Source organism: Mesorhizobium sp. MC2-1-1 (assembly GCF_057597255.1).
In genome coordinates this window covers 1353088-1378321 of the sequence record NZ_CP195205.1, presented here as the reverse complement: position 1 = coordinate 1378321, position 25234 = coordinate 1353088, and the positions used below count along the sequence as shown (strand labels likewise).

The window sequence follows — 25234 nt, the reverse complement described above, 5'->3', positions numbered from 1 at the left end:
CGGGATGCCAGGATGCTAGCCGGCGCCCAGGAAGGCATCGAGCAAAGCGTGATGCGGATCGATCGGCAAGGAGATTGGCGACGGCCACGCCGCCCCAGGTAAAGCCGTCTTGCAGGTCCTCGGACAGAAGCAGCCGGCAATCCGTCTGAGAGGCCGTCGAAAGAATAACCGCATCCCAGATGCCAAAATGGTGATCAGCGGCCAGATCGGCTGCCGTCACCATCGCCTCGGGCGTCGTTCCCGCAACGGGAAATGCGTCACGCCGGCTCAGGGAGCGCGTCGCGGGCCATTTCCGGCGATCGCCCGGCCTTGCGGACAAGCACATGATAGAGTTCGCCAATCACCTGGATCGGAATGACAGCAGCCTCTTGTGGAACGTGGCGCAACAGTTCGAGCACGATATCGCGCTTTTCAGCGCCGTTGATCCCTCCGCACAGGCAAGAATATTGGTGTCGAGGGCGACCTTCACTAGCTGTCCTCGTAAAGCTCGTCGCGCGTCCATCCTCCGGTTTCGACGATCTGCTGTTGTTAAACTGAGCCCGCCTTTGGCAAGCGTCGTGGGCTATGCGATTGCCACCAGCGGTTGCGGTCGCGCAAAAGTGACAGCAATTTAATGCGACACCTGGTCCAATGCGTGATAACCGCCCGGCAAGCCGGCTCGCCCCCAAAGCTAGGCCTCGTATCGCGAATACAAGTCAGGGCGCTCCCTTGAACCGCATCATCCCGCTCATACTAGCGGTCGCTCTTTTCATGGAGAACATGGATTCGACCGTGATCGCGACGTCGCTGCCGGCGATCGCCATCGACATCCACACCAGCCCGATCGCGCTGAAGCTGGCGCTGACGGCCTATCTGGTCTCGCTGGCGATCTTCATTCCGATCAGTGGCTGGATGGCGGACCGGTTCGGGGCCAAGAACGTGTTTCGAGCCGCCATCGGCGTCTTCATCGCCGGCTCGGTCGCCTGCGCCTTCGCCAATTCGCTGCCGGCCTTCGTGGTGTCGCGCTTCCTGCAAGGCATGGGCGGCGCGATGATGACGCCGGTCGGACGCCTGGTGCTTGTGCGCGCCACGCCGAAGAACGAGCTGGTGGCGGCGATGTCCTGGCTTACGGTGCCGGCGCTGGTCGGCCCGCTGGTCGGCCCGCCGATCGGCGGCTTCATCACCACCTACTTCACCTGGCACTGGATTTTCCTGATCAACGTGCCGATCGGCCTCGCCGGCATGTGGCTCGCCACGCGCTATCTGCCGGAAACCGAACCGGCCGAGACGCCGCCGCTCGATTTCCCCGGTTTCGTGCTCTCGGGGCTGGCCGCTTCCGGCGTGGTCTTCGGCCTTTCCGTCGTCAGCCTGCCGGCGCTGCCGCCGATGGCCGGCTTCATCACCGTGGCCGTCGGCGTGGTCTCGGGCGTGCTCTATCTCATCCATGCCCGCCGCGCCAGGAACCCACTGCTGGCGCTGGAGCTGTTCCGCAACCAGGTCTTCCGATCCTCCGTTCTCGGCGGCTCGCTGTTTCGCATCGGCATCGGCGCGGTGCCGTTCCTTCTGCCGCTGATGTTCCAGATCGGCTTCGGGCTGACGCCGTTCCAATCCGGCATGATCACCTTCGTTTCGGCGGTCGGCGCCATCGGCATGAAATTCGTCACAGCGTTGCTTTTTCGGCTCGCGGGCTTCCGACGCGTGCTGATCTGGGGTGCGCTGATCGCCGCGGGCTCGATCGCCATCTACGGACTTTTCACACCCGATACGCCCTATGCGCTGATGCTGGCGATCCTTCTGGTCGGCGGTTTCATCCGCTCCATGTTCTTCACCGGGGTCAATGCGCTTTCCTATGCCGAGATCTCGGCCGAAGACACCAGCAAGGCGACGCCGATCACGGCGGTCTTCCAGCAATTGTCGATCGCGCTCGGCGTGGCGCTGGCTGGCGGCATCCTCGAAGTGTCGACCTCGGTCCATGGCGGACCGCTGACCTTGAGCGACTTCCACATCGCCTTCTTCATCGTCGCTGCCGTCTCGGCGGCGGCCTCGATCACCTTCATGCGGCTGACGCCGGACGCCGGCAATGCTGTGTCCGGCCATGGCCGGCTGACCACGCCGAAGACGCTGGAGTCGGTCGGGTCGGCGGGAAAGTAGCGGCTGGCGCCCTGCCCTCCGCCATGGCTCCGGGCGTTCGGATCTTTCAAAACGTCCGCCGGACGTTTTGATCCGCCTTGCGTCGGACCAGATCCTTACCCTTTGAACTCCTTCGCCAGCAAATAAAGCTCCACCGACTCATCCCTGGAAGCAGGCGGCTTGACGTGATGGACCGAGCGGAAATTCTGCTTCAGACGTGACAAAAGCTCATTCTCGGCGCCGCCCTGAAATGTCTTGGCGAGGAAATGCCCGCCGGGCTTCAGCACATGCAGCGCGAATTCGGCCGCGACTTCGCACAGATGCATGGTGCGCAGATGATCGGTGCGGCGGTGGCCGGTGGTGGGCGCCGCCATATCGGACAGCACAACGTCAGGCTGGCCACCCAGCGCCTCCGCGAGCTTCTGCGGCGCGTCCGGATCGAGGAAATCCATCCGCAGGATAACGGCGCCGGGAACCGCGTCCATTTCGAGATAGTCGATGCCGACGACATGCGGATTTTCCGCCGTCGACTTGGTCCGCGCGGCCGCCACCTGACACCAGCCGCCGGGCGCGGCGCCGAGGTCGATCACCTTCATGCCAGGCTTCAGCAAATGGTGCTTGTCATCGATCTCGATCAGCTTGTAGGCGGCGCGGGAGCGGTAGCCATCGGCCTTGGAGCGCTGCACATATGGATCGTTCATGTGACGCTCGAGCCAGCGGCGCGAAGATTCCTTCAAGCCGCTCTTCTTCTTGATCCTGGTCTTGAGCACGCGCATGCCGGCCGAGCCGGGCTTTTCCGGCTTCTTCGTCATCGCCGCTCTCTCTCGCGCATGATCTTTTCCAAAACCCGGCTTCCACTTCTGGGGATCATGCTTTGCGCCAGACGCCGTCATCGGCCATCAATTCGCTCAGGATACCCTCGCGCAGGCCGCGGTCGGCGACGCGCAGCCGCTCGGACGGCCAGACGCCACGGATCGCCTCCAGTATGGCGCAGCCGGCAAGCACGAGATCGGCGCGGTCGGCGCCGATGCAGGGATTGGCGCAGCGCTGCTGGAAATCCCAGCCGATCAGCCGCTCGATCATGCGGTCGACGCTGTCGCGGTCCATCCAGAGCCCGTCGACGCGGCGGCGGTCGTAGCGCTCGAGATCGAGATGCACGCCGGCCAGCGTCGTCACCGTTCCCGAGGTGCCAAGCAGATGAAAGTTCGGGCTGGCCAGTACATGCGCGAGCCGGTCGCGGCCATCGAAGACCCGCAACCGCGCGGCGACGTCGTCGACCATGGCGGCAAAGGTTTCGCGCGTGACCGTACGGCCGCCGAAGCGCTCGGCGAGGGATACCACGCCAACAGGAAGGGAGGTCCACGACACAATGTGGTTGGCGAGCCGCTGAGAGCGCCTTCCGGTCAGGTCGATCAGCGCGATCTCCGACGAGCCGCCGCCAATGTCGAACAGCACCACGCCTTGCGTGTCGCGCTCAATCAGAGAGCCGCAGCCGGAAACGGCAAGGCGGGCCTCGGTCTGGCGGTCGATGATCTCCAGCTTCAACCCGGCCTCGCGCTCGACGCGTCCCAGGAACTCGACGCCGTTGGCGGCCGAACGGCAGGCCTCGGTGGCGATCAGCCTGGCTTTCCTGATCTTGCGGTTGCGCAGCTTCTCGCCGCAGATCTTCAGCGCCTCGACGGCGCGATCCATCGCGGCCTGGCTGAGCCTGCCGCTGGCGGTCAGCCCCTCGCCCAGCCTGACGATGCGCGAAAAGGCGTCGATGACGCGGAACTGGCCATGGCGGCCGGGCACGGCGACCAGCAGGCGGCAATTGTTGGTGCCGAGGTCGAGCGCGGCGAAAACCGGCAATTCCTGCTGCGGCGGACGCGGCGGGGCCTGGAGCGGCGGCCGTGGCTCGATCCGCGGCGGCGCACTCTGAACCTGGCCTCCAGAGGTGGTGGCAGGCGCGGCATGCTGCACGGCGCCGTTCTCGTCGCGCGCGAACACCTTGCGGCCGCGCCTGCGCTTGCGACGCTTGCGCGTCTTGCCTTTGGTCGGATCGCCTTGCTGGTCAGCCCGGCCAGCGCCAGTTTGTCGTTGGTCGGCGTGCCTGGCATGCCCGCCTGCGTGGCGGCTGAAACGCCCCGCGGGAAGGCCCGCCGACTCCTTCGGCGATGTCCCGGACATGCCCACTGCCGACGCGCCCGCGCCGGTGTCGTGGTCTTCCACTTCAGTTCCTTCCGGCGCCGCGCGAACCGCAAACGGACGCAGCAGGCACCTTGATTTGTTTCAAGTTGGCGACAGAGTAGCAGTGCCCCTCGCAATCACCAAGAGCGCATTGGTTCGAATTTTGCTTGCATCACGTTGGGTAATGTCTTGCCGGTTGAATAGCCGGCTTCAATCAGGCATGTCTGAAAACCACCATATACGGGCACACCGGGCCAATCCGAACGAATGAGCTGCAACGCATGATGACGACGCCATGAATTGGAGGCGCTATGTCTGGCCGGTCATAGGCATCGCGGCCGTGGCGTTCTCGCTCTGGCTGCTCGTCCACGAACTGCGCGGCATTTCGCTCAACGACCTCTGGACCGGCATCGCCGCCATCCCGCCGCGCGGCTGGGTGCTGGCGGCGCTGAGTTCCGTCGTTGCCTATGCCTCCCTGGCCGGCTACGACCACATTGCGCTCCTGCATATCGGCAAGAAAGTGTCGTGGCTGTTCGTCACGCTTTGCTCCTTCACCACCTACGCGGTGTCGCACAATATCGGCGGCTCGGTGTTTTCCGGCGCGGTGATCCGGTATCGCGCCTACGGCACGCGCGGGCTGACCGGCCAGGAGATCGGCGTGCTGGTGGCGATCTGCTGGTTCACCTTCATCCTGTCCAGCGTCTTTCTCGGCGGCCTGGTGCTTCTTCTCGAACCGCAGATCATCGACCGTTTCACGGGCGCCCCGCATCACGGCGCGGCATTCGCCGCGGGTCTAGCGATGCTCATCCTCGTCGGGACCTATGCCTTCGGCAGTTGGCTGCGGCTGAGACCTTTGAAGATAGGCAGCTTCCAGGTGCACTATCCGGCGCTGCCGATCGTCGCGCGGCAATTGCTGATCGGGCCGGTCGAACTGCTGGGCGCCGCCGCGATCATCTATTTCGCCCTGCCGGAGGCCGGCAATCCCGGCTATTTCGTCGTGCTCGGCGTATTCATGGTGTCGTTCTCGATCGGGCTTCTTTCGCATGCGCCCGGCGCTCTCGGCGTATTCGAGGTCGTCTTCCTCACAGGCCTTTCCGATATGGATCCGGTCGGCGTGCTCGCCGCGCTCCTCGTATTCCGTCTGTTCTATCTGATCATTCCGCTGTTGGTCGGTCTTGGCGTGGTGCTCTATTTCGAGCATTCCCAATACAGCCGCCGCGAAAGCTGAGGCCTTACGCCCGCCCGGCCGAGCGGGCAATGCATGCCGCTCAAAAGCGCCGAGCGACTTTGGGCGACCGACATGCGTGGGACAAAGGCTTCAAAAAGGCTGCGGTTGAACTCGACAGCGGGCTTGACTATTTCGGGATGGCGGCTACAAGGCAGCGCTCGCGGCACATGAGCCGCCCGCTTCGCGCGATACCAGACGCGCCTGCTGGGGAATAGGTTAACGGTAGACCCACGGACTCTGACTCCGTTAGTCCTGGTTCGAATCCAGGTTCCCCAGCCAAGTTTTCCTCCAAGACATCAAAAGCCTTCGCTTCACTTACCCCCGGGACGGCCACGTCATTTCGCGAAGCTGCGAGAGAACGGCATTCTCGAATTGCGACGGCTGGTGAAACTCGCTTGTCACCACCCCCAGCTTTCTCGGCGGCAGGCCGTCCCGCAAAGGAATCACGGCAAGGCCCGGCAGCGGGCATGACCTGGCGGCGATCTCGGGCACGACGGTCAGGCCGATGTTCTCCTGCGCGAGCTGGCAGCCGGTCATAAGCTGGCGCACCTCGGCGACGGTTCTCGGCTGCAGGCCGGACCGCTCGGACATCGTGGCGAGCCAGTTGCCCGACGTCGTTCCCGAGGGAAAGCGGATGAAAGGCTCGGCAAGCACATCCTCGTCAGCCAGCTCGACCGCGCCTTTCTGAAGCTGCTTCCAAGCCCTGGCCTCAGGCTGCCAACGCGTAACCCCTACTCCGCCGCCTCATACCCCGCGATGCCCTTGATCTCGAGGAAATCCTCCAGACCATATTCGGCATATTCGCGGCCGTTGCCGGACTGCTTGTAGCCGCCGAAAGGCAGGCCGGCGTCCCAGGTCGGGTAGTTGATGTAGACATTGCCGGAGCGCATGCGGGCAGCCACGGCGCGCGCCTTCTCGATGTCCTTGGCCTGGATGTAGGAGGCCAGGCCGTAGACGGTGTCGTTGGCCTGTTCGACCGCCTGCTCGACCGTGTCGTAGGGCATGATCGACAGCACCGGCCCGAAGATCTCTTCCTTCGCTATGCGCATGTCGTGCGTGACGTTGGCAAAGACCGTGGGACGGACATAGTAGCCGCGATTGAGCTCGGCCGGACGGCCCGGCCCCCCGGCGACCAGCGTCGCACCCTCGTCGATGCCGCTCTGGATCAGGTCCTGGATCTTGTCGAACTGGATCTGGCTGACCACCGGGCCAAGCTTCGAGGTGGGCGCGTCGGCCGGGCCGACGGTGAACTTTTCCGCCGCCTTCTTGGCGTAGCCTGCCGCTTCGTCGTGACGGTCGCGCGGCACGAACATGCGGGTGGGCGCGTTGCAGGACTGGCCGCTGTTGCCGAAGCAGCCGGCGACGCCCTTGGTGACGGCACGTTCCAGGTCGACATCGGGGAACAGGATGTTGGCCGACTTGCCGCCGAGCTCCTGATGCACGCGCTTGACCGTATCGGCGGCCGCCTTGGCGACCAGGATGCCGGCGCGGGTCGATCCCGTAAACGACATCATGTCGACATCGGGATGGCTGGCCAAAGCCTGGCCGACGCCCGGACCGTCACCGTTGACGAGATTGAAGACGCCCTCCGGCACGCCGGCCTCGTCGATTATCTCGGCGAAGATGATGGCGTCGAGCGGAGCGATCTCGGATGGCTTCAGCACCATGGTGCAGCCCGCGGCGAGCGCGGGGCCGACCTTGCAGGTGATCTGGTTGAGCGGCCAGTTCCACGGCGTGATCAGGCCAACGACGCCGATCGGCTCCTTGACGATGAGCGACGAGCCCTTGACGTGGCGGAACTGGAAGGTCTTGAGCACCTCGGCCATCTTCTCCAGATGCGCCTGGCCGACGCCGACCTGGCTGTCCAGCGCCATCTGGCGCGGCGCGCCCATCTCGCGCGAGACGGCGAGCGCGAGGTCCTTGCTGCGCTTCTTGTAGATCTCGATGACGCGGTTGAGGATATCGAGCCGTTCCTCGACCGAGGTGAAGCCGAAAGTGGCGAAAGCCCGCTTGGCGGCGGCCACCGCCTTGTCGACATCGGCCTTGGAGCCGAGCGAAATCTGCGCGAAAGCGTCTTCGTTGGAGGGGTCGATGACATCGAGAGTCTTCGGCACGACCGGATCGACCCAGGCGCCATCGATATAGAACTGCAGATTGTGTGACATGGTTTCGCTCCCTGAGGGCCGCTTTTGCTCGATTGTGGCGATGTTGTCGTCGTATACCGTCAGAGATAACGATGCGGCATGTGTTCTGTCAAACGCAAGCGCGCCCTATTAAGCCAGCACATCCGTTTTGGCGAAGCCACCGTCACGCCAACCTCTTGCTCATATAGACCGTCGTGCCGTTCATGAACGGCTCCTCGCGATCGACCGCATAGCCCTGCCTTTTGTACAGCGACACATTGGCCTTGAAAGCGCCGTTGGTCAGCAGCCGAAGCTCGCGGAGGCCTGCTTCAACAGCTGTGCGCTCTGCGCTGTCGAGCAGCTGGCGCCCGATACCCCTGCGCTGCGCCTCGGGAGTAACGGCCACATTCTCGATCCAGATATGATCGTCATGCGCGATTGTCTCGATCAGGCCGACGATGCGGCCATCCTCGATGGCGAGTTCGAACTGGTGCTCGCGAACGGCCTTGTCGTAGTCGGCGCGCATCGGCAAGGGCTCGCGGCCGATCACCGGCACCCATTTGGCATAAGCCGCGCGCACGATGGCCTTGATGGCGGCGGCATCCGCCGGTGCCGCCGACCGAAACCCGATGGAAGAGACGATGCTCATTCATGTACTCCAAATGCAAGAAACCCGCCGATCGTCGCGATGGGCGGGCTGGGGATGGGACGAACCGGGTGACTTGCTAGCCGGCCTTTGTCTCCACGCAGTCAGCTTGCCGCTCCTTCGAACGGCGGCGTCGCTGCGGAGTTGCGATAAAGGCGGTCATGGGGCGAAGCTGGACCGGGAGCCGGCACGCTGTCAAGCCGGCCGCGTCGACACGAAGCTGCACCGCCCTGTCCGGCAATCCCGGCTTGTATCCAGATCATTCTGAAAAATCGATCATTGTAACTCAAATAATTCGCTGGAAAGATTGGTTACGGAATGGCATTTCGGCTGCGAAAGCGCCTGGAGAATTCAATTGTCCTTCCTGCCCGCCACCGCGAACGATCTTCCAAGCCGCCTGAACCCGGCCGACGCGGACCGCACGCGCCCCACCCTGACCTCGGTCCCGGCCGTGGTCGTTCCCGGGCTGGTCCTGGTGGCAATGATCACGGCCGTCGCCTATTCCGCGCGCGGCTTCTCCGGCCTCACCTTGTTCAGCCCGATGATCCTCGCCGTCGTCGCCGGCATGGTTTATTCCAATGTGCTTGGCCTGCCCGCCCACGCCAGGGCCGGCATCGGCTTTTCGCAAAAGCGCCTGCTGCGCTTCGCCATCGTGCTGCTCGGCTTCCAGCTCACGCTCGGCCAGGTGGCAGGCATCGGCCTTGGCGGCGTCGGCATCGTTGCCGCCACGCTCGGCGCCACCTTCCTCTTCACCATCACGCTCGGCCGGCTGATCGGCGTCGACCGCAAGCTCGCGCAGCTCATCGCCGCCGGCACCTCGATCTGCGGCGCCTCGGCGATCGTCGCCACCAACATCGTCACCGATGCCCGCGACGAGGACGTAACCTATGCCGTTGCCGCCATCACGCTGTTCGGCACCATCGCCATGCTCGGCTTCCCGCTGATGGCGCCGGTCTTCGGCCTCGACCAGCATGCGTTCGGTCTGTGGGCCGGCGCCTCGATCCATGAGGTGGCGCAGGTGATCGGCGCCGGCTTCCAGAACGGCACCCTTGCCGGCGAAACCGCGACAGTCGCCAAGCTGACGCGGGTCGCCATGCTGGCGCCGATGGTGATCGCGCTCGGCGTCATGGCGCGCCGTAGCAGCGCCGACGCTTCCGGCGCCAAGCCGCCGATGCCCTGGTTCGTCGTAGCCTTCGTCGCGGTCGTGGCGCTTAACAGCCTTGTCGCGATCCCGGGCGAGGTCCGTTCAGCAGTCGCCCTGGCCGCGCAAGTGATGCTGACCATGGGGCTCGCCGCCATGGGCCTTCATGCCGACATTTCCCAGCTGCGCTCGCGTGGCCTGAAGCCACTGATTCTGGCCTGCTCGGCCTTCATCTTCATCGCCGCCTTCAGCCTGATGCTGGTCAGGTTCGCCTGAGATTGCGGTGAGGCGCGCCCGCCGCAATCCCATATGCCCTATTCCCCGTCATCGTCCTCGAACTCACACGCCGCGACATAGATCGCGGCGAGCTTCTCTATGCCTGCCTGGTCTTCCTTGTCGAAGCGGCCGGGCAGCGGGCTGTCGAGATCGAGCACGCCGAAGGCGCCTTCGGCATCGCGCAACAGCACGACCAGTTCCGAACGCGAATCGGCGTCGCAGGCGATGTGGCCGGGAAATTCGTTGACGTCCTTGACCAGCATCGACATGTCGAGCTCGATGGCTTTGCCGCAGACGCCCTTGCCAACGGCGATGCGCACGCAGGCCGGCTTGCCCTGGAAAGGCCCGAGCACCAGCTCGTCCTCGGAGGCGAGGAAGTAGAAGCCTGCCCAGTTCAGGTCAGGCACCATCTGGTAGATCAGCGCCGCCGTGTTGGCGGCGTTAGCGATGGAATCGCCCTCGCCTTCCAGCAGCGCTTTCAATTGCGTGGCCAACTCCTTGTAGAAGGCAGGCTTATTGCTCGTGTCGATTGCCGTTGCCGCGAACATCGTGTTGTCTCTCCGTTGCAAGCCGGCCGCACGGCCCGCTACAGTCCGCCTCTCTGTGCCACCAAAACCGCCGCCGGGAAACAGCCTATCGTGACGTCAAGCCATTTCAGCACAGTACAGGCCAGGACAACGACGGCCAGGACGATCCGGATCGCCGCCGCGGTCATCCGCGACGACGACGGCAGGCTGCTTCTGGTGCGCAAGCGCGGCACCAGCGCCTTCATGCAAGCCGGCGGCAAGATCGAGCCGGGCGAGCAACCCGCCGCCGCCCTTGCGCGCGAATTGCGCGAGGAGCTGGGCATCCTCGTCGATCCGGCCGACGCTTCGCATCTGGGCTCCTTTTCGGCGCCCGCTGCCAACGAGCCGCATGCCCGCGTCGAAGCCGAGCTCTTCGAACTCTCCATCACCGGCGAGCCGATCCCGGCGGCCGAAATCGAAGAGATGATCTGGTTGAGCCGGGAACTGGCAAGCGGCACCGACCTCGCCCCGCTGACGGCCGAGATCGTGCTGCGCTACGGCCAGCCATGAGCGGGCGGAGCCAGGCAAAGCAGGCCACGCACGAAGCGCCCGTAACCTTCGCGGTGCTGGTCTTTCCCGGCTTTCCGATGATGGCGTTTTCTTCGGTCATCGAGCCGCTGCGCGCCGCCAACGTCCTTGCCAGGCGCGACTGCTATCGCTGGGTGATCGTCGGCGCCGATCGAGGCACGATCGAGGCGTCCAACGGCGTCGCCATCCAGCCGGGCTTTTCAGCAGCCGATGCGCCAAAAGTCGATCGCATCGTGGTCTGCTCCGGCGGCGATGCCGACCATCTCGTTGCCGACGAGGCGATGAACTGGATCCGCAAAAGCTTGCGCGGCGGCGCGCATATCGGCGCCGTGGCGGATGCGGCGTTCTTCCTGGCACGAGCGGGCCTGCTCGACGGCCATGCCTGCACCTTGCACTGGACGAGTCAGGCCGCCTTTACCGAGGCTTTTCCGGACATCGAGCTTCGCCGCGATCTGTTCGTCATCGACCGCAAGCGCTTTACCTCGGCCGGCGGCGTCGGCAGCCTCGACATGATGCTGGAAATCATCACGCAGGATTACGGCGCCGAGATCGCGGCGGGCGTCGCCGAATGGTTTGTGCACTCGCCCTTGCGGTCCTCTGTCGACCGCAAGCTGATGCCGCTCAGGCTGCGCACCGGCGTCCAGAACGAGCTGGTGCTCTCGGCCATCGCCATCATGGAGGACGCGGTGGAGGAAAGGCTCGGTATGGCGGAGCTGGCGGAACGGCTCGGCGTGTCGCCCGACAAGCTCGAGCGCAATTTCCGCGCCGAACTGGACGTCTCGCCAAACGGATATTACCGGAGGTTGCGGCTCAAGCGGGCAGCCGACCTGCTTGCGCATTCGACGCTGATGGTGCGCGACGTGGCGCTGGCCTGCGGGTTCGCCTCGATGTCGAGCTTTGCAAGGGCGTTTCGCGAAGAGCACGGGCACGCGCCCAAGGCGATGCGGCGGCATTAGGAATTCGGCCCATTGGTCGCGGACAGCGGCCGCAGTATTTGGCCCCCGCATCTAACGGAGCGGTATCCGGCACAACATGTGCGGCCTTTCGCACAACTCGTGTCGCGCTCCTGCGCCATGGTCCAGGCTTGCAATCCACCAAGGCCAGGGACCCATGAGCATCGTCGTTTTCGACCCGGACAGCACCGAGGATGTGGACTTCAAGGACCGCATGCGCCACCCGGCCGCGGCCGATCCCGCCGGCGGCATGTGGCTGTCCGACACCGAGCCGTCCTTCATCGACGCCGACGCGCTGCGCAAGGGCCGCCTTGCCAAGTTGCGCGCCTGGATGCGCGAGGCGGGCTACGGCGGCGTCGTGCTGTTCGATCCCTACAACCAGCGTTACGCCACCGGCTCGCGCAACATGTTCGGCTACTTCCTGCGTAACTCGACGCGCTACTTCTTCATCCCCACCGAAGGGCCGATCGTGCTGTTCGAATATCCGCAGAGCTACCATGTCTCGATGGTGCTCGACACGATCGACGAGGCGCGGCCGTCGAAGCTGGTATGGTCCTCCGTCTCCGGGCGCGACGACGAGACCGCGGGGCCGTTCGCCGACGAGATCACCGAGCTTCTGAAGAAGCATGGCGGCGGCTCGATGAAGCTCGGACTCGACCGATGCAGCCATTTGCAGGCGCTGGCCTTGGAAAATCGCGGCTGCGAGGTGAAGGACTGCCAAGGCGAGATCCTTGCCGTGCGCGCGGTGAAGACGCCCGAGGAAGTGAAATGCCTGCAGGTCTCGATGGCGGGCGCCGAAGCCGCGGTGGCGGCCGTGCGGGAGGCGATCAAGCCCGGGGTTTCCGAAAACGAGCTCTTCGCCATCATGTATCACGAGGTGATCCGCCAGGGCGGCGAATTCATCGAGACCCGCCTGCTCAGTTCGGGCCAGCGCACCAATCCCTGGTTCAACGAGGCGAGCGGCCGCAAGATCAGGCCGGGAGAACTGGTCGCGCTCGATACCGATACGATCGGCTGCTACGGCTATTTCTCCGACTTCTCGCGCACCTTTCGCTGCGGCCCGGGCAAGCCGACCCCCTATCAGAAGTCGCTCTACCGCATGGCGTACGACCAGGTGCAGCACAATATCGGGATCGTGAAACCAGGGATGGCCTTCCGCGAGATCGCCGAAAAGGCCTGGAAGATCCCGGAACGCTTCGTCGACCAGCGCTATACCTCGGTCATGCACGGCGTAGGCATGCATGGCGAGACACCCTTCATCGCGCATTCCATGGACTACGCGACCTATGGGCGCGACGGCATTATGGTGCCGGGCATGGTGGTGAGCGTGGAAAGCTATATCGGCGAGAAGGGCGGCCGCGAGGGCGTCAAGCTGGAGGACGAGATCCTGATCACCGAGACCGGCACCGAACTGCTGTCGCGCTTCCCGTATGAAGATGAGTTTCTTGACAAGTAACACCGACGCGCCGACGGCATTCGCATGAAGAACCCAATCTCCATCCGGCGCGGCACGGTGGCCGCTGTGTTCATCGATCTCCAGGAAGAGCATCGTAAGGACAAGCGCTATCTGGTTGAGGGTTTTGACGACATCCTCGCCAATGTCCAGCGCCTGCAGGAGGCGGCGCGGGCGAATGACGTGCCGCTCCATCACTGGGCCTATATCGTCGATCTCGCCAAGGCGCGGCCGTTCCATCCCGTCGACGAGAGCGGCAAGTCGGCATTTTCCGACAAGGACGACCCGCTGACGGCGATCTGCTATGAGGTGGCGCCACGCGACGGGGAGGCGCTGCTGGCCAAGCAGGAGGCAAGCGCCTTCGGTCGGAATGACTTCGCTGACAATCTCAAGGCAGCCGGCATCGAATGGCTGGTCATTGCCGGCGTGTGGACCGAGGCCTGCGTCGACGCCACGGTGAAGGACGCGGTGGCCCACGGTTTTCGCGTGCTTCTGGTCAAGGACGCGTGCGGCAGCGGCAGCGCGGCCATGCACCAGACCGGCATCCTTAACCTTGCCAACCGGCTCTATGGCGGCGCGGTCACCGATACGGCCGCCGCCTGCCGGCTGCTGGCCGGCGAGACGGTCAGCGTCTGGCAAGTGGAAGGGTCGGTGCCGTTGCGCTTCACCTTCGAGAACGCGGCACGGCTCTACGCCGAGCTCTGACGGCGATGGCCAGCAACCCCGATCCCGCCAAGCACGGCAAATATGCCGCCGTGCTCGATCCGGAACTCTGGGACTATATCGACAAGGTCAACAGTTGGTACCCGCCGGAGATCGTCACCGCGCCGATCGCCGAGCAGCGATCGGTCTACAATCAAATGTGCGCGGCATTCCACCGGGGCCGTCCGGAAGGGGTTAGAAGCAGCGACGACCTCGTCGCCACGGCAACGCATGCGATCCCGGTCCGCCGCTACCGCATGGCGAACAGGATCGCGGCGGCGGTCGTCGTCTACTATCACGGCGGCGGTTTCGTGCTCGGCGACCTCGACAGCCATGACGACATCTGCGCGGAAATATGCGCCGGCACCGGCTTCGAAGTCGTGTCGGCCGACTACCGGCTGGCGCCCGAGCATCTTCATCCGGCTTCCTTCGAAGATGCGCTGGCCGTGTTCGAATGGGTGGCGGCCACGGACGCATCGCCGATCGTGCTTTGCGGCGAGAGCGCCGGCGGCAATCTCGCGGCGGCCGTCTCGCATGCCACACGGCACCACCCAAGACATGCCGTCGGCCAGATGCTCATCTATCCCGACCTCGGCGGCGACGGGACCGGCAGCTCCTATCTGAAACACCCCGAGGCGCCATTGCTGACGCTCGGCGATATCGACTTCTACCGGCGCATCCGCTCGACGCCCTTGCATTCGCCGGACGATCCGACCTTCTCGCCGCTCCGCGACCGCGACTTCTCCGGCCTGCCGCGTGCAATCATCGTTACCGCCGAATGCGATCCGCTTTCCTCCGACGGCCGGGCCTATCGCGACCGCATCCTCGCCGCCGGCGGGCAAGCCGTATGGCGGGAAGAACCGCGCCTGGTGCACAGTTTCCTGCGGGCGCGCTCTATGGTTCCGCGCGCGGCGGAGGCGTTTGCGAGGATTATTACGGATGTTGTCAGACTAGGCGCCGGCGATGACGCGCCAATCTCTCCCCTTGTGGGGGAGATCAGCTGTACCAGCCATCCGCGGAACAGCGCATAAGAATTGCGGAAAATCAAACATTTGGCCGCGGAAGGCGGACCTATCATCCCTCAGCAGGCAACGGCGCTCCGGCGGGTCTCATCCGCCCCGCGACTGGCGGTTGCCCATAGCGCCCAACAAGAGGGAACGACGATGAAATTCATGCTGACCGACAGGAAACTGCATCCGCGTGCCAAGCCGATCGCCGACGATTTCAGGAAAGGCGCGATCAGCCGGCGCGAATATCTGGCGCTGATGGCCGGCTTCGGCGTCAGCGCGGCCGGAGCGATGGCGCTGGGCGGGATCGCGCCCTCGCCTGCCCGCGCCGCCGAGCCGAAGAAGGGCGGCGTGCTGCGCGTCGCGATGAACGTCAAGGGTTTCAAGGACCCGCGCACCTTCGACGGCGTCGAGATGTCGAATGTCGCGCGCCAGTGCAACGAATATCTGGTGCGCTGGAAAACCGATTTCAGCTTCGAGCCATGGCTGCTCGAAAGCTGGGAAACCAGCGACGACGCCAGGACGATCACGCTGCATGTGCGCAAGGGCGTTACCTGGTCGAACGGCGACACTTTCAACGCCGACGACGTAATTCACAACCTCAACCGCTGGTGCGACGCCTCGGTCGCCGGCAATTCGGTCGCCGCGCGCATGGGCACGCTGGTCAACGCCGACACCAAGAAGCCGGTCGAGGGCGGCATCCAAAAGGTCGACGACTACACCGTCAAGCTCAACCTGCCCAAGCCCGACATCTCGCTGATCGCCGGCATGGCCGATTATCCGGCGCTGATCATGCACCGCTCCTATGAAGGCGATGCCGATCCGAAGAAGGCCTTGGCCATTACCACCGGCCCTTGTGAACTGGTGAGCTGGGACGCCGAGACGGGCGCCGAGGTAAAGCGCAAGGACAAGCCATGGTGGAAGGGCGAGTTCCATCTCGACGGCATCAAATGGGTCGACTACGGCTCCGACCCCAACGCCATGCTTTCTGCCTTCGAATCCGGCGAGATCGACACCGACCACGAGACTGCGTCCGACGCGGTATCGCAAACGGAGAAGATGGGGCTGCAGAATTCGGAGATCGCCACCGGCTCGACCATCGTCGCGCGCTTCAATGTCTCTAACGCACCCTATGACGACATCAAGGTGCGCCGCGCCGCCCAGCTTGCCGTCGACAATGCTGCCGTGCTGAAGCTCGGCCTCGACGGGCGCGGAAAAACCGCCGACAACCACCATGTCGGCCCGATGCATCCCGAATTCGCCGATGTCGGCCCGGCCAAGCGCGATGTCGATCAGGCCAGGAAGCTGATTTCCGAAGCCGGCAAGGCCGACCATGAATATGAGCTGATCTCGGTCGACATCGAATGGCAAAAGAGCACCGCCGACGCGATCGCCGCGCAGATCCGCGAGGCCGGCCTCAAGATCAAGCGCACCGTGCTGCCGGCCGCGACCTTCTGGAACGACTGGAGCAAGTTCCCCTATTCCTGCACCGAATGGCTCGGGCGCCCGCTCGGCGTCCAGGTGCTGGCGCTGGCCTACAAATCGGGCGCGGCCTGGAACGAAAGCGCCTATGCGAACAAGGAGTTCGACGAGCTCCTCGACAAGGCGCTTGCGACACCCGACGCAGCGGCGCGCAAGGAGATCATGGCCAAGATCGAGACGAACCTGCGCGACTCCGGCATCATCATCCAACCCTACTGGCGCTCGGTCTACCGCACCTATCGCAAGGGCGTGCAGGGCTGCGAGCAGCACCAGGCGCTCGAGCAGCATTTCGAGAAAGTGTGGCTGGAGAGCTGATCCTTCCGGGACTGCGGCGGCTGGCGAAACCCTCCCGCCGCGTCGTCCGGTTTGTGGCGGCCCTGCCCGGGTCAGGATCGATCGGGCGGTTGGCTCAGGGGACCACCTACTGACATCCGCTCTATGATCTTCGTCGGCAGGACTATCCTTTCAGGGGGCCGGTCATCGCCTTTCAGACGGCGGATGAGCAGCTCCGCCGCCGATTTTCCGAGCTCATAGACCGGCTGATCTATCACGGTGATAGGGGGCGTCGTCACGCTGGTCCAGTCGGCATCGTGGAAGGTCACCAGCGATATGTCCCGCGGAATGCCAAGGCCGCATTCCCGGATCGCCTTGAACAGGTCGAGCGCCACGACGCTGTCGGAGGCCAGGATTGCGGTTGGCCTGGCGGCGCTCCGGAGCAACCGCAGCAGCGAGGCATGCGACTTCTCCGACCGCCCGCTGCCGAAATGGATGTTGCGCTCCGCATCCTCGATGCCGGCTTCGCGGCAGGCTTCGAGGAAGCCCAGTATGCGCTCGCGCACCGTGGAAGTGTTGATCCTTGAAGCGGCACCGCGAAAATCCCCGGACAGGACCGCGGCGGTGACATAGGCGATCCTGCAGTGCCCGGCTTCGGCCAACTTGCGCGTAGCGCGCAGCGCGGCGTTGCGGTCGTCGACAGTCACCGTGTCGACATCGAGCTCCGGCAGTGCCCGGTCGAGCAGCGCCAGCGGGCAGGAAATCTCGCGAAGGTGGGCGATGTCTCCGGCCTGGGCGGGCGTGACGATCAAGCCGTCGACCTGCTTTGCCAAGAGCACGCGTATGGCGCTCCTTTCCGCTTCGACGTCCTCACCCGAGTTGGCCAGGATGACGTTGATGCCCGATAAGCGCGCGATATCGGTGATGCCACGCACCGCGAGCGAGAAGAAGGGGTTTTCGATATCGCCGACGACCACGCCGATACTGCCCGAACGGCCGGTTGTCATGCTGCGAGCCAGCTCGTTCGGCCGATAGTCCAGCGCCTTCGCCGCTTCCAAAACGGCCGCGTGCACCGCCTGGCTGACCCGGCCATAGCCACCCAGAACGCGCGCGGCGGTCGCCTTCGAAACCTTCGCCTCCCGGGCGACGTCGCTGACGGTGATCGCAGATATCCTGGCGGGGCGCTTCATTGTGGAAAAGTCACTCTTCAAATTCGTTGACGGATGCTGTTCGTCGTGCCTACAAATGTCAAGAGACCGGTCTCACGGCAATTTGAGACCGGTCTCTTGATAACAAGAGCGCGACAGGCGCCGGATCGCAGGCCGTACAGACAATTGTTCGCTGTGCCCCCCGCACGGGACGATCTTCAGAGTGGAGAACAACCATGAATATCAGAGGTCTTTTCATATCAAGCCGGCGTCAGCGCGTCGGCTCCTTGATCCTAGCAGTCGCACTTGCAGCCCTATCACTGCCCAAGGCCTGGGCGGCGGACAACCCATACAATCTCATAGATCCAAAGACGATCAGCGTCGGCACGATGGGAGATGCCAAGCCTTATGCCTTCACCACGGCTGACGGCAAGTTTACCGGGTTCGACCTCGAATTCTTCCTGAACGTGGTGGGCCGGATGGGATTCAAGCCAGACCAGGTGACCTTCACCGGCCAGGAATTCTCGGCGCTGATGCCATCGGTCGCCAACCAGCGTTTCGACGTCGCGGTCGCCGCGATAGGAACGACCGAGCAGCGCAAGAAGACCGTCGATTTCTCGGACGGCTATCTCGCCGGATACCTGTCGGTGCTGACGTCGGACCCCAAGATCACCTCCGCCGACGGCCTTGCCGGCAAGCGGCTGGGCGTCGTCCAGGGGACGTTGCAGGAGATTTACGCCACCAAGAATTTCAAGAACACCGACCTGGTGAAATTCCCGGACAACAACTCGGCCATCGCCGCGCTCAACAACGGCACGATCGACGGTCACTTCCTCGACTATGAAGCCGCCAAGCAATATGGCGAGCGCTATCCGACCCTGAAGATCGCCGTCAACATCCCGTCCTTCGACGCACCCGCCGGATTTGTGGTGCGCAAGGGCAACGACGCGTTCCGCGAGGCGCTCAACAAGGGCATCCACGAAGCCATGCAGGACGGCACCTGGCGGGACCTCTATCAAAAATGGTTCCCCGGATCGCCGATGCCGGATCAATACCTCCCCAAGAAAAACTGACGCCAATTTGGCCGCCGGCGCAAATGCCGGCGGCCATTCCCTTGGCAGGCTGCAAATGATCAGCCGGGCGGCAATTTGCGCCGCTCGCAAGGCAGGATGACGGATGGACTGGCTCGCAAATCTTCAACGAAGTTTCTTCGACTGGGACGCGATGGCATCGGTGCTGCCGTCGCTGCTTGCGGTCGGCCTGAAGAATACGCTGATCCTCGCCGCCGCTTCGACGGTCCTCGGCGTTCTGATCGGGATGGTGATCGCCGTGATGGGCATCTCCCGCTCCGCCTGGCTGCGCATCCCGGCACGCGTCTATACCGACATCTTTCGCGGCCTCCCCGCCATCCTCACCATCCTGCTGATCGGCCAGGGATTCGCCCGCATCGGGCGTGAGATTTTCGGCCCCTCCCCCTACCCGCTCGGCATCCTGGCGCTCAGCCTGATTGCCGGCGCCTATATCGGCGAGATCTTCCGCTCCGGTATCCAGAGCGTCGAAACCGGCCAGATGGAGGCCTGCCGCGCGCTCAGCATGAGCTACAACCAGGGCATGCGGCTGATCGTAATCCCGCAGGGCATACGCCGCGTGCTTCCGGCGCTGGTCAACCAGTTCATCGGCAACGTCAAGGATTCCAGCCTCGTCTACTTTCTCGGCCTGCTGGCTTCAGAACGCGAGATTTTCCGCATCGGACAGGACCAGGCGGTCGTAACCGGCAATCTGTCGCCGCTGCTCCTGGCCGGCGTCTTCTATCTCGTCATCACCGTCCCGCTAACCCATGTGGTCAACTACATCGACAACCGGCTGCGCCTCGGCAAACAGAAGGCGGGCGGCGTTGTCAGCGGCCTCGTCGAGGTGGGCGAGTTGAAGGATTCGGTGGCCAAGGTCGAGAAGGAACCGGCCATCAAGGCCGGCAGCCTCGAAGTCCGCGACCTCGACATGGCCTATGGCGAGCATCAGGTTCTCAAGCAGATCCGGCTCAAGGTCGAGCCGGGGACGGTCACCTGCATCATCGGCCCGTCCGGCTCAGGAAAATCGACCCTGTTGCGCTGCCTCAACCGGCTTGTCGAACCCAAAGGCGGCGACGTGATGCTCGACGGCGAAAGCATCCTGACGATGCGGCCGGAGAAGTTGCGGCGACGCGTGGGGATGGTGTTCCAGCATTTCAACCTGTTCCCGAACCATACGGCAATCGAGAACGTCATGCTGGCGCTGACCAGGATAAAAGGCATGGCGCAAAGCCAGGCCAGGCGAATTGCCGAGGGACGCCTGACGGAAGTGGGTCTCGCCGCCCGCGCGGACTACCGACCGAGCCGCCTTTCGGGCGGCCAGCAGCAGCGCGTTGCAATCGCGCGGGCTCTGGCCATGGAACCCGAGGTCATCCTCTTCGATGAAGTCACCAGCGCGCTCGATCCCGAACTCGTCAAAGGCGTGCTCAACCTGATGGCCGATCTCGGGCGACGCGGCATGACCATGATCGTCGTCACCCACGAGATGGGTTTCGCCCGCAAGGTCGCCGACCAGGTCGCGTTCATGGACGAAGGCCGTATCGTCGAGGTCGGTCCGCCGGCCGAAGTCTTCGACAGGCCGAAGAGCCCGCGCCTCAAGCAATTCCTGGCCGAGGTGCTGTGAACGAATTCCGCGGCGCCCAGCCTGCCAATCCCCGCATGCCCACAGAACTCATCGTCTGAACCATCGAAAGCTGCAACCATGACCAACAACACCGCCCTCAAGGCCGTCGTCGTCGGCGCCGGCATCTTCGGCGTCTCCACCGCCGTCCACCTCGCGCGCCTCGGCGTCCAAACCACCATTGTGAACGACGGCGCCGCAGCCAACGGCGCATCGTCGCGCTCGCTGGCCTGGCTCAATTCGGCGCGAAAGCGCTCCGCGGCCTACCACCGGCTGCGCGTGCAGGGCATAGAGCGCTACAGGACTTTTGCAACGAAACATGATTCGGCCGCCTGGCTGCGCTTCGACGGCGGCCTCACCTGGGATGCCGATGACGCCTCCAACCAGATCGCGGACATCCACCGCCACGAACAGTCGATCGGCTACGAGACTCGACTGCTCGCGCCTGGCGAGATCGCCGCCGTCACGCCGGGTGTCGACCCGCGCGCTGTCTCGTCTCAGGGCGCCATCTTCAATGCCGGCGAAGGCTGGGTCGACCTGCCTTCCCTCATCGGCCTGTTGCTGAGCGAGCTCCGTGACCTTGGCGGCCGCACTCTCATCGATGCCGGCAAGGTGGACGTCACACTCGCCAACGGCCGCGCCAGCGGCGTGAAAACCACTTCCGGCGAGGTGGTCGATGCCGACGTCGTGGTTGTCGCAACGGGCCCGGCAGTGCCGGCGATGGCTGCAAAGGTCGGCAGGCGTATAGGCGACGGCACGACACGTGCGCTGCTGGTTTTCAGCAAACCGGTTCCGCATCCGCTGCGCGCCGTGCTCAACACGCCTCGCGTCGCCATCAGGCCCACTCCGAAGGGCGCCTTCGCGCTGGATTCGGCATGGTCGGAAGAGGAAGTCATCGTGCGAGACGATGGCACGTACGAGGCAAAGCCGTCCACGATCGCGGGGCTGCTCAAGGAAGCCTCCGCGGTGCTGGAGGGCAATCCGCGGCTCGACCTGGAAAGCCTTCACGTCGGGCCGAAGCCCATTCCGGCCGACGGCGAACCGGTCGTCGGCCAATTGACCGGTATCCCGGGTTATCATGTCGTCTTCAGTCACAGTGGCGCGACGCTGGGGCTCATCGCTGGCGAACTGCTGGCCGGCGAGATCGTCACAGGGACGGCCAGTCCCTTGCTCGAGCCGTTTCGCCCCTCGCGCTTCGAGGGCTGAGAAGCCGTTTGCCAAGCTGTTGCCTTTCGGCTGAAATTGCGCCGACGCCCGCCGGCGCGAATGCGAGAAGCAGCAAGGCATGGACCAGTTCGACCTCGGCACCTATCGCCGTCCTATTTCCACCTCCTCGGCTGAGACGCAGCGCTGGTTCGATATCGGGCTGAACTGGTGCTACGGCTTCAACCACGACGAAGGCATAAAATGCTTCGAGAAGGCGCTCGAGACCGACCCAGCCTGCGCCTTCGTCCATTGGGGCATCGCCTATGCCGCCGGGCCTTTCTACAACCTCACCTGGAAGGAGCATGGCAAGGCCGAGGCCGCCCAGGTGGCCAAACGCTGCTTCGAGCATGTGCGGCTTGCGCAAGCCAAGGCTGCGAGCGCGAGCCCGGTCGAGCAGCGCCTGATCGAGGCGCTGGCCGCCCGCTTCCAGCAGCCGCATGGCGTGAGCGCGGCGGAATTCGAAAAATGGGACGACGCCTATGCCGCTGCGATGCGGCAGGTCTATCGCGAGTTTCCCGACGACCATGACGTGATGGCGCTGACGACCGAGGCGCTGATGATGCGCACGGTAAGGCGGCTGTGGAACCTCAAGACCGGCGCACCGGCGCCGAATTCGGACGTGCTCGAAGCGCTGGAGATTTGCGAGCGCTCGATCCGGCTTTCCGGCGAGGCAGGCGCCACGCCGCATCCGGCGGCCCTGCATCTGCACATCCACCTGCTCGAAATGTCGACGCAGCCTGAGCGCGGCATGCGCTCGGCGGAACGGCTGGGCACGATGTGCCCGGATGCCGGCCATATGAACCACATGCCGGGGCACATTTACGTGCTCTGCGGCGAGTATGAGAAGGCAAAGCTGGCCAGCGAGAAGGCGGTGCGCGCCAACGACCTCTACCTCGCCTATGCCGGCGAGCCGACCTACTACCTGCTCGGCTGCTGCCACGACCTGCATCTGATGATGTTCACCTGCATGTTCCTCGGCCAGTCGCGACCTGCCTTGTGGGCGGCGGACAAGGTGCGCAGCCTGGTGACGCGCGATGTCGTCAGCATCCCCGAGCGTCCGAAGCTGACGCAAACGGTCGAGGGCTACCATGCGATGAAATCGCATGTTCAGGTGCGCTTTGGGCGGTGGCGCGAGATCATCGACGAGCCGATGGTGGCCGAGCCGGATCTCTATGTGCTGACCGCGGCCATGCAGCACTATGCCAAGGGCGTGGCGCATGCGACGCTACGCGACTTCGCTTCCGCCGAGCGAGAACGCGAGCTGTTCAGTCGGCAACTCGAGCGCATCCCGCCGGAGCGCCGCTTCCTCAGCAACCCGACAAAAGCCTCGCTCGCCGTAGGCGCGGCACTGCTCGATGGCGAACTTGCCTACCACCAGGGGCGCCACGACGAGGGGTACAGGCATCTGCTGCGCGCCGTAGAGCTCGACGACAATCTTTCCTACACCGAGCCGTGGGCATGGATGCATCCGCCGCGCCATGCACTGGCGGCCCTGCTGCTCGACCAGGGCCATGCGGCCGAGGCCGAGCAGGTCTATCGCGACGATCTGGGCCTGAGCGGCGCCGTGCAGCGCTGCGCCCAGCACCCGGACAATGTCTGGGCGCTGCATGGGCTGGTCGAATGTTTGAAGCGGCGCGGCGAAAGAGACGAATTTCCGGGACTGCAAGCGAAGCTGGCAGTGGCGCTGGCCAAGGCGGATGTGGCGATCACATCGTCATGCCTGTGCCGGACGAGCGTGCGATCCCAGCACAGCTGCTGTCATTGAAGGGAAGCGGCCAGCGCTCCAAGGCAAGCACTCTCTAAGAGAATATCTCGGCCAATTCGTCGACACCGATGCCTTCCTTGACGCGCAGCAGTTCGGCATAGGTCGTCGCGAGCGCGATCGACAACAGCGTCCAAGCTATCGCCGATACTACTGCCCAACGCACTGAGATCAGAACCAGGGCCGATTGCCGAAGACCGCGGGATGGCATCCAGGCGAAACCAAGTTCAACGCCAAGCCATAGAACCAGCGCCACGCCGATCATGACCGCGGAGATCAATCCAAAAATCCGCCACCGGTTTCCTTTGGTCAAAGCACGGCTGCGCGCTATCGAAGCGACCGTTGTCAGTCCCTCTATCACCGCAACAGGAACCGCGACAGAACTTCCGACTCCCCACCCGACCATGAAAACGACCAGTATGAGAAACATGAAGCCGCCCGTCTCGGGGGAAACAAGCGATGTTCCCGGGGATGACCCGAAAACAGCTAAAAAAACCCCGAAGTAGAACACGAAACCGATGCCCAGCACCGGAAGGGGTTGGCGGAGCGCCGCTTGAACGCAGATGCCAACCGACGGTCGATTGCCGTTGACGTCGTCGAGGATCGCCCGCGCCAACACTGCTTGTCCCAGGAAGTTCGGCACCATGCCGATAAGCCTGGCGCCCAGATTGAGAGTCAGATAAACTGCGAGCGCCCAAGTGCCGCCGCCTACTGCGCCCAGCTGATTTGCCACCCTTGGCCAGTATTTGAAGATCGACAGATCGATAAGAACAGGCGGCAACATGAAGAACATCGGGCCAACCGCGATCGTGAAGATCGCGTTCCGCCGAAGGAAAGCGGCGGCATTGCCGATTACCCTCCCCAGCCGGAATTTTTCGCCTGGTCCCGGCGTTTCCAGCGACACAATCTGCACCCGCTACGAGAAGATCTCCGCCAGTTCGTCGATGCTGGCGCCTTCCTTCGCCTGGCGCAGCTCGACGTAGCTTACCGCCGTCGCGATCGAGAGCACCATGGACACCAGGGTCTGCACCAGCGCGGCCCCGATCTCGGCCACGATGCCGCCGAACAGCACGAATACGAGCAACATTCCCCACTGGATGATCATCGCGATGACGATCAGAATAAGGAACAGGCCGAAAAGCGGCCAGCGGCTGCCCTTGGTCAAGGCGCGGCTGCGCGACATCGAGCCGAACACGCCCCGCCGCTCCTGGATCAGGACCGGCACCGACATCGACCAGCCGAGCCATAGGATGATGCCGGGTACGATCAACAGCATCAGGCCGAGGCCCGCGCCGAGACCGACAAGAAGGCCGATCGCCAGCGTCGGCAGCAGAAAGCGGATAGCTATCTGGATGCAGTCGCCGAAGGACGGCCGCTTGCCGTTGAGGTCCTCGATGGTCGCCCGCACGAGCGCGGATTGCAGCAGCAGCGCGCACACGAAGGAGATCAATCCGGCGATGATGGTGATGTAGGAATTGCGGAACACGGCGCTCGGGTCGGCCATCGCTGCCGGATCCTGGTGCACCATTGCATCGATTTGCGGTTGGGTCAGCAGCCGTATGATCAGCGCCGGCAGCCCTGAAAACAACAGTGCCAGTCCCACGCAAAGTCCGATGTTGCGTGTGATCACTCCGAACGTGTTGCTGAATACCCTGCCGATCTCGAATCGGCCGGAGCGTCCTAATGTTGCAGTGGTCATGACAATTCCCCCGAGTCACCGCCGCATCAGGTTCGATGACTTCAAAGTAAATTTGCCAAGTTTGGAGGGCTGCGT

Annotated in this window: 21 protein-coding genes, 1 tRNA gene and 2 pseudogenes; 14 read left to right on the top strand and 10 right to left on the bottom strand. The window is 64.0% G+C overall.

What is annotated here, in order from left to right; translation table 11 throughout:
- Window positions 1-15 precede the first annotated feature (15 nt).
- Window positions 16-469 (bottom strand): annotated as a pseudogene (locus tag ACR64R_RS06925) (PIN domain-containing protein).
- A 239-nt stretch (window positions 470-708) separates the two neighbouring features.
- Here ACR64R_RS06925 and ACR64R_RS06920 point away from each other — a divergent pair.
- Window positions 709-2130 (top strand): MFS transporter, encoded by a 1422-nt coding sequence (locus ACR64R_RS06920; protein ID WP_487360939.1) that lies wholly within the window; start codon window positions 709-711, stop codon window positions 2128-2130.
- 98 nt (window positions 2131-2228) lie between these two features.
- Here ACR64R_RS06920 and ACR64R_RS06915 read toward each other — a convergent pair.
- Together ACR64R_RS06915 and ACR64R_RS06910 are read right to left on the bottom strand one after the other, a co-directional pair.
- A pseudogene (locus tag ACR64R_RS06915) lies at window positions 2229-2921 on the bottom strand (RlmE family RNA methyltransferase); the annotation flags it as partial.
- 55 nt (window positions 2922-2976) lie between these two features.
- Window positions 2977-4320 carry a Ppx/GppA phosphatase family protein gene (locus ACR64R_RS06910; protein WP_487360938.1) on the bottom strand — a complete coding sequence of 448 codons (1344 nt, stop codon included), beginning with the start codon at window positions 4318-4320 and terminating at the stop codon, window positions 2977-2979.
- A 253-nt stretch (window positions 4321-4573) separates the two neighbouring features.
- On the opposite strand from ACR64R_RS06910, the gene ACR64R_RS06905 reads away from it, so the two are divergent.
- Together ACR64R_RS06905 and ACR64R_RS06900 are read left to right on the top strand one after the other, a co-directional pair.
- Window positions 4574-5506 (top strand): lysylphosphatidylglycerol synthase transmembrane domain-containing protein, encoded by a 933-nt coding sequence (locus ACR64R_RS06905; protein WP_487360937.1) that lies wholly within the window; start codon window positions 4574-4576, stop codon window positions 5504-5506.
- A 205-nt stretch (window positions 5507-5711) separates the two neighbouring features.
- A tRNA-Gln gene (locus ACR64R_RS06900) sits at window positions 5712-5785 on the top strand.
- Window positions 5786-5821: 36 nt separating this feature from the next.
- Here ACR64R_RS06900 and ACR64R_RS06895 read toward each other — a convergent pair.
- The 3 genes from ACR64R_RS06895 to ACR64R_RS06885 all read right to left on the bottom strand — a co-directional run bounded on the left by ACR64R_RS06895 (window position 5822) and on the right by ACR64R_RS06885 (window position 8278).
- Window positions 5822-6175, bottom strand: coding sequence for a LysR family transcriptional regulator substrate-binding protein (locus tag ACR64R_RS06895; RefSeq protein ID WP_487362392.1), 354 nt, complete (start codon window positions 6173-6175; stop codon window positions 5822-5824).
- A gap of 62 nt (window positions 6176-6237) precedes the next feature.
- On the bottom strand, window positions 6238-7671 hold the full coding sequence (locus ACR64R_RS06890) for an aldehyde dehydrogenase family protein (RefSeq protein WP_487360936.1): 1434 nt from the start codon (window positions 7669-7671) through the stop codon (window positions 6238-6240).
- 142 nt (window positions 7672-7813) lie between these two features.
- The gene (locus ACR64R_RS06885; RefSeq protein WP_487360935.1) at window positions 7814-8278 is read right to left on the bottom strand and encodes a GNAT family N-acetyltransferase; all 465 of its coding nucleotides are present in this window, start codon (window positions 8276-8278) and stop codon (window positions 7814-7816) included.
- Between the two features lie 352 nt (window positions 8279-8630).
- On the opposite strand from ACR64R_RS06885, the gene ACR64R_RS06880 reads away from it, so the two are divergent.
- Window positions 8631-9692, top strand: a complete 1062-nt coding sequence (locus ACR64R_RS06880) for a YeiH family protein (RefSeq protein ID WP_487360934.1) — start codon at window positions 8631-8633, stop codon at window positions 9690-9692.
- A gap of 38 nt (window positions 9693-9730) precedes the next feature.
- Here ACR64R_RS06880 and ACR64R_RS06875 read toward each other — a convergent pair whose 3' ends face one another.
- Window positions 9731-10240, bottom strand: coding sequence for a GAF domain-containing protein (locus tag ACR64R_RS06875; RefSeq protein WP_487360933.1), 510 nt, complete (start codon window positions 10238-10240; stop codon window positions 9731-9733).
- Between the two features lie 90 nt (window positions 10241-10330).
- Between ACR64R_RS06875 and ACR64R_RS06870 the strand changes: the two genes are divergently transcribed.
- The 6 genes from ACR64R_RS06870 (at window position 10331) to ACR64R_RS06845 (ending at window position 16698) form a co-directional block, all read left to right on the top strand.
- The gene (locus ACR64R_RS06870) at window positions 10331-10768 is read left to right on the top strand and encodes an NUDIX hydrolase (RefSeq protein ID WP_487360932.1); all 438 of its coding nucleotides are present in this window, start codon (window positions 10331-10333) and stop codon (window positions 10766-10768) included.
- Window positions 10765-11742, top strand: a complete 978-nt coding sequence (locus ACR64R_RS06865; RefSeq protein ID WP_487360931.1) for a GlxA family transcriptional regulator — start codon at window positions 10765-10767, stop codon at window positions 11740-11742. The genes ACR64R_RS06870 and ACR64R_RS06865 overlap by 4 nt, the downstream gene beginning before the upstream one ends.
- 154 nt (window positions 11743-11896) lie before the next feature.
- Window positions 11897-13195, top strand: a complete 1299-nt coding sequence (locus ACR64R_RS06860; protein WP_487360930.1) for a M24 family metallopeptidase — start codon at window positions 11897-11899, stop codon at window positions 13193-13195.
- Between the two features lie 24 nt (window positions 13196-13219).
- Window positions 13220-13897: an isochorismatase family protein gene (locus tag ACR64R_RS06855; protein WP_487360929.1), complete on the top strand. Its 678-nt coding sequence runs from the start codon at window positions 13220-13222 to the stop codon at window positions 13895-13897.
- Window positions 13898-13902: 5 nt separating this feature from the next.
- Window positions 13903-14925 carry an alpha/beta hydrolase gene (locus tag ACR64R_RS06850; protein ID WP_487360928.1) on the top strand — a complete coding sequence of 341 codons (1023 nt, stop codon included), beginning with the start codon at window positions 13903-13905 and terminating at the stop codon, window positions 14923-14925.
- Window positions 14926-15057: 132 nt separating this feature from the next.
- Window positions 15058-16698, top strand: a complete 1641-nt coding sequence (locus ACR64R_RS06845; RefSeq protein WP_487360927.1) for an ABC transporter substrate-binding protein — start codon at window positions 15058-15060, stop codon at window positions 16696-16698.
- A 71-nt stretch (window positions 16699-16769) separates the two neighbouring features.
- Here ACR64R_RS06845 and ACR64R_RS06840 read toward each other — a convergent pair whose 3' ends face one another.
- The gene (locus ACR64R_RS06840) at window positions 16770-17846 is read right to left on the bottom strand and encodes a LacI family DNA-binding transcriptional regulator (RefSeq protein WP_487360926.1); all 1077 of its coding nucleotides are present in this window, start codon (window positions 17844-17846) and stop codon (window positions 16770-16772) included.
- A gap of 194 nt (window positions 17847-18040) precedes the next feature.
- On the opposite strand from ACR64R_RS06840, the gene ACR64R_RS06835 reads away from it, so the two are divergent.
- The 4 genes from ACR64R_RS06835 to ACR64R_RS06820 all read left to right on the top strand — a co-directional run bounded on the left by ACR64R_RS06835 (window position 18041) and on the right by ACR64R_RS06820 (window position 23463).
- Window positions 18041-18877 carry an ABC transporter substrate-binding protein gene (locus ACR64R_RS06835; RefSeq protein WP_487360925.1) on the top strand — a complete coding sequence of 279 codons (837 nt, stop codon included), beginning with the start codon at window positions 18041-18043 and terminating at the stop codon, window positions 18875-18877.
- 103 nt (window positions 18878-18980) lie between these two features.
- Window positions 18981-20495 (top strand): amino acid ABC transporter permease/ATP-binding protein, encoded by a 1515-nt coding sequence (locus ACR64R_RS06830; protein ID WP_487360924.1) that lies wholly within the window; start codon window positions 18981-18983, stop codon window positions 20493-20495.
- A 78-nt stretch (window positions 20496-20573) separates the two neighbouring features.
- On the top strand, window positions 20574-21698 hold the full coding sequence (locus tag ACR64R_RS06825; RefSeq protein WP_487360923.1) for an NAD(P)/FAD-dependent oxidoreductase: 1125 nt from the start codon (window positions 20574-20576) through the stop codon (window positions 21696-21698).
- A 79-nt stretch (window positions 21699-21777) separates the two neighbouring features.
- The gene (locus ACR64R_RS06820; RefSeq protein WP_487360922.1) at window positions 21778-23463 is read left to right on the top strand and encodes a tetratricopeptide repeat protein; all 1686 of its coding nucleotides are present in this window, start codon (window positions 21778-21780) and stop codon (window positions 23461-23463) included.
- Window positions 23464-23497: 34 nt separating this feature from the next.
- Here the strand turns inward: ACR64R_RS06820 and ACR64R_RS06815 are convergent, their stop codons facing one another.
- Window positions 23498-24364, bottom strand: a complete 867-nt coding sequence (locus tag ACR64R_RS06815; protein WP_487360921.1) for a hypothetical protein — start codon at window positions 24362-24364, stop codon at window positions 23498-23500.
- A 12-nt stretch (window positions 24365-24376) separates the two neighbouring features.
- On the bottom strand, window positions 24377-25159 hold the full coding sequence (locus ACR64R_RS06810; protein WP_487360920.1) for a hypothetical protein: 783 nt from the start codon (window positions 25157-25159) through the stop codon (window positions 24377-24379).
- Between the last annotated feature and the right edge of the window lie 75 nt (window positions 25160-25234).